General features: G+C 48.3%; 3 protein-coding genes. 1 reads left to right on the top strand and 2 read right to left on the bottom strand.

Annotation, left to right across the window (positions count from 1 at the left end; translation table 11 throughout):
• Positions 1-75 precede the first annotated feature (75 nt).
• The gene (locus tag GXO76_06490; GenBank protein NOY77503.1) at positions 76-2,388 is read left to right on the top strand and encodes a pyruvate, phosphate dikinase; all 2,313 of its coding nucleotides are present in this window, start codon (positions 76-78) and stop codon (positions 2,386-2,388) included.
• Here the strand turns inward: GXO76_06490 and GXO76_06495 are convergent.
• Positions 2,367-4,466: an adenylate/guanylate cyclase domain-containing protein gene (locus tag GXO76_06495; GenBank protein ID NOY77504.1), complete on the bottom strand. Its 2,100-nt coding sequence runs from the start codon at positions 4,464-4,466 to the stop codon at positions 2,367-2,369. The genes GXO76_06490 and GXO76_06495 overlap by 22 nt on opposite strands.
• A gap of 24 nt (positions 4,467-4,490) precedes the next feature.
• Positions 4,491-6,803 carry a hypothetical protein gene (locus GXO76_06500; protein NOY77505.1) on the bottom strand — a complete coding sequence of 771 codons (2,313 nt, stop codon included), beginning with the start codon at positions 6,801-6,803 and terminating at the stop codon, positions 4,491-4,493.
• Positions 6,804-6,849 lie beyond the last annotated feature (46 nt).

Below are 6,849 nucleotides of genomic sequence, written 5' to 3' on the forward strand. Positions count from 1 at the left end.
GCGGGTTTAAATGAGTATTTTAAATTGAAATAATAAAAATTCCGCTTTAGCGAACATAAATTTTAGCCCTTTAATATGGCCAAAAACGCCATTCGGAAAATAGAAAAAAAAATTCTTGATTACCTGCGCGATTATCCTCATTTAACTGAGAATTTTTACCGACAGTTATTAATCTCACTCCATACTGAAAAATCCATTACGGTTGATCAAATCTACGATGCGGCTCACAAACAACTCAAAAAGCAAATTGAGAGCGCAGCCGAACAAAATCCCAACGAGGGAACAGCGAGGCGCTGGGACCAACAGGAAAAAATCATCATTCACTCCCTGATTGTACAATATGCGTCACAGCTTTTCACGGAAGACGAAATTGACCGAATCTTCGCCATGGCCAGGGGACGAAGTGAGGCGCAAAAGCTGGAAGACATTGCCGCACTGCCCGATGTGTCGTTCCGCCTTTTGGCCGACCGGCTCAGGGACTTCTGTGCCCTCACCAAGGACTCCGGCGATATTCCCGAATCGGAGGCCATGGGTATTCGGGTTGCCCTGATCCGCCATTTTATCAGCGACCAACTGGAGTTTATCGGGGTTGCCAAACACTATCTGAAGATTTGCGATTTTTTGCCGATTGTAGAAAATTCAATTGGTCCCAAAAAAGGCATCGGGAAAATCGGTGGAAAAGCGGCCGGCATGTACCTGGCCTACCACATTCTCTGCAAATCCCGGGGAGAATTATCTGCCCAAAATTGTCCGATTGCCATTCCCGAATCCTATTTTATTCGGTCGGATCTCTACCAGGAATTTATCAATCAAAACGGATTAACCAAATTTTACGACGAAAAATACAAGCCGCTGGATGAGATCAGAAACGATTTCCCGATGATCAAGGAAGTCTTTAAAAACGGTGAGTTTCCTCCTTACATTGTGGGGAAACTTCGAAAGCTGTTAAAAAAGATCGGCAAAACTCCTCTGATTGTGCGTTCCAGCAGCCTGTTGGAAGACAACTTCGGCTCGGCCTTTTCGGGAAAATATGACAGCATTTTTCTGCCCAATCAAGACACACTGGAAAACCGCCTTCAGGCCCTTCTGGGGGCCATTGCAGAGGTTTACGCCAGTACCCTGGGCCCCGATCCCATTCTTTACCGGCGCGAGCGAAATCTCATCGATTACGACGAACAGATGGGAATTCTCATCCAGAAAGTGGTGGGCATCCGCTATGGCGACTATTATCTGCCGGTTTGGGCCGGTGTGGGATTTTCGCGGAATGAATACCGCTGGAGCAAACGTATTCGCAAAGACGACGGATTGCTCCGCCTTGTGATGGGACTGGGAACACGGGCGGTTGACCGCGTCGGGAATGACTATCCCCGGATGGTGTCCCTTACCCTTCCCACACTGCGCCCCGAAGCCAATATTTCCGATATCCGCAAATATTCCCAAAAATTTATCGATGTGATTAATCTCAAAAAAAATCGAATGGAGACCCTGCCGCTTGAAGAACTTCTTCAGAACGAACCCTTCCCCAACCTGGACCATATCGTTTCCATTGACCGGGATTCCAGTTTGCAGATACCGGTCGGAAGAATTCTAAATCCCGCCAAGGAAAAGTTTGTAATTACGTTCGATAAATTCCTCAGACAAACCCCATACCCGGATATTCTTAAAAATTCGCTGAAGGCCCTCGAAAAGGCCTACGGATATCCGGTGGACATCGAATTTGCTTTCGACGGCCTTTTTCTCTACATTCTGCAATGCCGTCCTCAGTCGAAACTGTCCGAGCACCACCGCGCCCACATCCCGGACAATCTTCCAAAAGAAGCTATCCTTTTTTCCGTGCATCACGATGTCCCCAACGGATTGGTTCGGAATATTGAGTACATTATTTACATCGATCCCAAAAAATACGATGACATTCAATCCTACAGCCAGAAATTAACCGTGGGCAAAATTGTGGGACGGCTCAACGAAAAACTGGAGCATAATCACTTTATTCTCATCGGGCCGGGACGCTGGGGCAGCAACGACATTAACCTTGGGGTGCGCGTGAGGTATTCCGATATTAACCACACAAAGGTTCTGATTGAAGTGGCCCGAAAAACAGGCCATTACGTCCCCGAAGTATCTTTTGGAACCCATTTTTTTCAGGATTTGGTGGAGGCGGGCATTTACCATTTGCCGCTCTATCCGGATGAGGAAAATGCCCAGTTTAATGAAGCCTTTTTGTTACACTCGCCCAACCGTTTATCGACCCTTCTTCCGGAATTCAAGGAGTTTGAGGATATTGTCCACGTCATCCACGTTCCGGAGGCCGCCGGCGGGAAAAAATTAACGGTGGCCATGGACGGCGAAAATGAAGAAGCCCTGGCCTATTTTGAGGAAAAGGCGTAAACTGCCTGCCAATCTTCTTTTGGAGGATTTTCCATCAAATCCAGGCATCTCCTGATGTAAAGATTCGAGGGGCCGTCCTTTGGAAAATAGCGCAAAATCTTTCGAAACCCCTTCAACGCTTCGTACCAATTCGCATTCCGATAGGCGGACAGAGCCTGTGAATAAGCGTGAACCAGCAATTCATATTCGGCGTCCGAGATGCGGTCAATCCCCAACAATTCGTAAATTTCAACCGGCCGCTTTTTCCCTTTCACCTGAATTTTGTCCAGTTCCCTGGCAACAATCCGGTCCTTCACTTCGTTGTAGGTAAATTCCGAGAGGATAATATTCGTTTTGTAATACTTATTGACCCCCTCCAGACGGGCGCCCAAATTCACGGCATCCCCGATCACCGTGTAATCGAATAGCTGGCGCGAGCCGAGATTTCCCAGCACCATTTCACCGGTATTAATGCCGATGCCAATATTGAAATACGATTCCCCCTTTTCTTCCGCATATTTGAGTTGAAAATCCTTCAAGGTCCGAATCATTTCATGAGCCGCCAAACAGGCCTTAAAAGCGTGATCCTTGTAAGGGTAGGGCGCCCCAAACAGCGCCATAATCTCATCGCCCACAAATTTATCGAGGGTGCCGTCATGCTTAAGCACAATATTCGTCATGGCGGTTAGATATTCGGTGAGTTGTCCGACTACTTTTTCGGGCGGATTGTTTTCCGTGAACGAGGTAAAGCTGCGAATGTCCGAGAACAAAACCGTCAGTTTTTCCCGCGATCCTCCAAATTCCGGAAACTTTCCGCTCTCCAGCATTTTATCCACCACATTTTTGGAAACGTACTGCTGAAAAATTTTCCGGTACCGTAATTTCTCCCGCTGTTCCGTTCCCAGAATGTACAGCGTGTTTCCCAGATATCCGAAAACAATCATTAAAAGAGGTGAAATCATGGGCAGCCAAACGGCCGCATGAACAAATTCGTAAACCGTTCCCCAAATTAAGAAGGCGGCGAGCACCATGATCAGCGGCAGGCTTTTGATGGGTTTCAAGGCCAGAACCAAACTGCCGATAAGAAGTCCCAGAATAAACCAAAGAACAAAAACAACGGCCTTTGCGGGGCGGTGGATGTAGGTGTTGTGAAGCATCGTGTAGAGCGCATTGGCGTGCACCTCCACACCCGGCATTTTTCGCTTTACGCCGTCGTAATCGTAAAAGGGGGTAAGTTTTACATCCTGAAGTTCCTCCGCCCCCGACCCGATAAAAACAATCTTATTCCGAAACGTCCCCCAGAGCTTGTGCATTTCAAAAATATCGGTATCCTCCTCGCCGATATCGAAAGCCGCATCATCCAGAACATTGACAAACGAATACGTGGGAAAGGATTTTGCAGGTCCCACATAATTGATCAGCATGGTTGAAGGCGTTATTTTCTTGACCGCAAAGCGGCCGACCTGCAATTCCTTGGGCCCGTTTTTAAAGGTCCCCCCGCCGCTTAGTTTCTGCAAAGCCCTGACGGAAAGTGTGGGATAAAATGTATTCCGGCTCTGGATTCCCAGCAAATAGCGCCGCAAGAACCCGTCTCCATCTTCCACAATATTCACAAGGCCCCAGGGCACGCCCGCGTCGATCAACTCCGGCATCGGCTTCAGCACGTACTGATTGATCGTATTGTTGGCTCCAAATTCCGTCACGATTTTTCCGGCAAAAATAACATTTCCGGCCCGTTTTGCCACCCGGGCCAATTCGGCATCCTGCGCCGGATCCTGAGAATAAGGCTCTGTAAACTCCAGATCGAATACAATGAGCCGGGCACCGGCTTCGTTAAGATGTTGAATGAGGGTCGTAAAGTACGATCGGGGGTAGGGCCATTTCGTTTGGATTGAGGAAAACGTCTGATCATCGATCGAAACGATTACGATGGATGAATCGGCGAGCGTTTCCTGCCCCCGCATTTTAAATCGCCAATCCAGGCTCTTTAATTCAAGATTTCGAAGAGATTTCAAATTGGCAAAGAGAAAAGTACCCGCCCAGGCAGCGAGCGTTACCAGAACTACAATTCGTATTTTTTTCAACATAGACTGTTTCATTACACCCAATTCCCTGTCAATCGGTTAAAATCGATAATCATACCGCGCCATGAACAGGTAATCCTGATGGGAAGGATTCCGGGTAACGGTACCGGAGGATAAGTCATAACGTTCGCCATGATCCTGAAAGGCAATCCAATTGGCATCCAGCGAAAACGTGTGCCGTTTCCAGAGTGTCAGCCGTCCACCCAATTCAAATTGATATTTTTGAAAGTTGATTTTTGCCAATAGGACATTGGAAAGATTTTTGGAAAACCCGTCCGCCCGATACACCCGCAACCCAACGTAGCTGAAGAAAGACAATCGACCCGGCAGTGTTTCCAGGCGCATATCCACGGTGTCGAAATTGTACCGGCTTAGCCCGCCCTGGTAGGCATTTCGATTCGTCGCAAAGCTGAGAATCGATTTAAACGGCGCGCGGTACGTTGTTTCAACTGTAATATAATGAATCCAATTCGAAATTCCAATGGGAAAATAGGACGAAAGACGGGAATCCGCGTAGGCATCCGTCTTGGACATTTGAATAAGATTGTAGGTCAGGCGATGGGACAATCCAAATACGTGAATCCTGTAATTTACGTTAAAGGTCACCTCATTTGTGGCATTTTTCTCCCGATTGTCGTACGTGGGACCAAGCGTGGTATCGATTTGGGTGACAAAATTATTGCGGCTGTAGCGTCTGAAACCCAGATTGAGTTGGGGCAGTCCCGGTCCCGGATAATAATTCAATCCGCTTCGCACCGATCGAATATGAACCTTCGGGTTATCATTCAACTGCCTGAAATTGTCGGCATAATCCTCGTATCGGAGATTCAAATAGAGTGCATTATTAAACAGACGAATGCGGTCCGACAAAAAAAGCCCCTGAATATTTTTCCGCAAATAGCTGTTTCCCAAAGAATTGTAGGAGGAGCCAATGGATTTGAATTCAATGCTTGCAAAATTCCGGAAATAATTTAGCTGAACCCGGGAAAAGGCAGCCAGTGAAGTCAATTTTTGGGGATTCAGGGGAACGGTACTCGAATTCAGGATAATCCACTTTCGGTAGGATTGGGGATCAAAGGGAAGGTCCGTATCAAAAACCGAATCAATCTCGCTTTTTGAGATGGCCCCCGTCGAAATATCATCGGTCAATACGCTTAATGCGGCTTCCGTTTTCCACAACAACCGGCCCTGATTGAGCGACACCAGCAAGTCGGTTCCGGCTACCAAATTGTCCTTCGGGCGAATCCCGTATCGGATGGAGTGCAGATCATCCTTTACTTTTAACAAATTGATTCCCCATAAAAAGGAGGAGGGCTTCCCGACGGCCAGTCGAATTCCCGTTAAATTCTGAGCATACGTCCCATAGCTGAGCGTCTTTTGATCTCCAATGTAATCCGCCGTAAGCGTATCCCCCGTATCCGGGTTAATGTAAAGGGTGTCTCCCGTAAGGGGATCGACATATTCTCTGTATGCATTCCCTTCCACGGGGCGGTTGGTTTGCCCGGCTGCCACACTCAGGTGAAAAAGCCCCAGATTCAGCTGGGCGTTTACACCGCGAACCCGCTTCCCCCGAAGCATTAATTCGGTAAATACGGGGGACGTATCCCCGAATTGCAGACGGACCCAGGGCGAATTCAACCAAAAGAGAAAACGATTACGCGGCTGGTATTTGGGGTCTTCTTGAGAAGTTACGTTAAAACGCACACCCGCCTGAAATCGATCCTTATCCACGGTGAGCAGGCCACCTACCCGATTGTCAACCAGGGACCGGCCGCTCACTCGCTCCTGACGCGAACTGGTAAAAACAGTTCCGCGAACGTACTGCTGGATTCTGGCAAGAGCTCCGGATTTTGGGCGTTTTACGGTAAAGCCCCACTGAATCGGACGGAAGTCCCGTCCCTTCGGATCCCGAAAAACAACCTTGGCCAAATGCCGGCCGGGGGTGATTTGCGACGGTACGGCCGTGATCAAATATTCAGAGGCCTTTATCCGTAACTTTCGACCATCCAGCCAGACCCCGGTTTGAGCCGGACTCACGATACCGGAATCGGCCAGAATGGACACGGAGATCAGGGCATCGCCGGCCTCAATGGTGCTTCCCGGTTCGGGTGTTAAAATAAGGTAATCGGTTTTTGGAAATTCCGGCAATAGGGCCTGTTTGGTTTTTGAGGGAGATGGGATCGTTTGAGGAGATGTTTTTTTGGCGGGTGCCTCTGCCCGTTGAACCGGAGGAGGCCCCTTTTGAGTTTCTTCATGAATGGTTTCGGCAGGAATAATCTGCACCTCCAGCGGCTGATAATACGGGTTGCTTTCCGGATAGGTAATCGGTCCCCCGTTTTTTGGAAGCACCATAATAAAATATTGGATTTTCTCTGCCGACAGCAGCTGCGGCGGGATT

This window comes from Calditrichota bacterium (assembly GCA_013151735.1).
GTDB lineage: Bacteria > Zhuqueibacterota > JdFR-76 > JdFR-76 > BMS3Abin05 > BMS3Abin05.

What these genes read in the sequence shown, in the direction of transcription:
- GXO76_06495 (NOY77504.1), bottom strand. Translation starts at nt 4,466, where the DNA reads ATGAAACAGTCTATGTTGAAAAAAATACGAATTGTAGTTCTGGTAACG.
- GXO76_06500 (NOY77505.1), bottom strand. Translation starts at nt 6,803, where the DNA reads ATGGTGCTTCCAAAAAACGGGGGACCGATTACCTATCCGGAAAGCAAC.
- GXO76_06490 (NOY77503.1), top strand. Translation starts at nt 76, where the DNA reads ATGGCCAAAAACGCCATTCGGAAAATAGAAAAAAAAATTCTTGATTAC.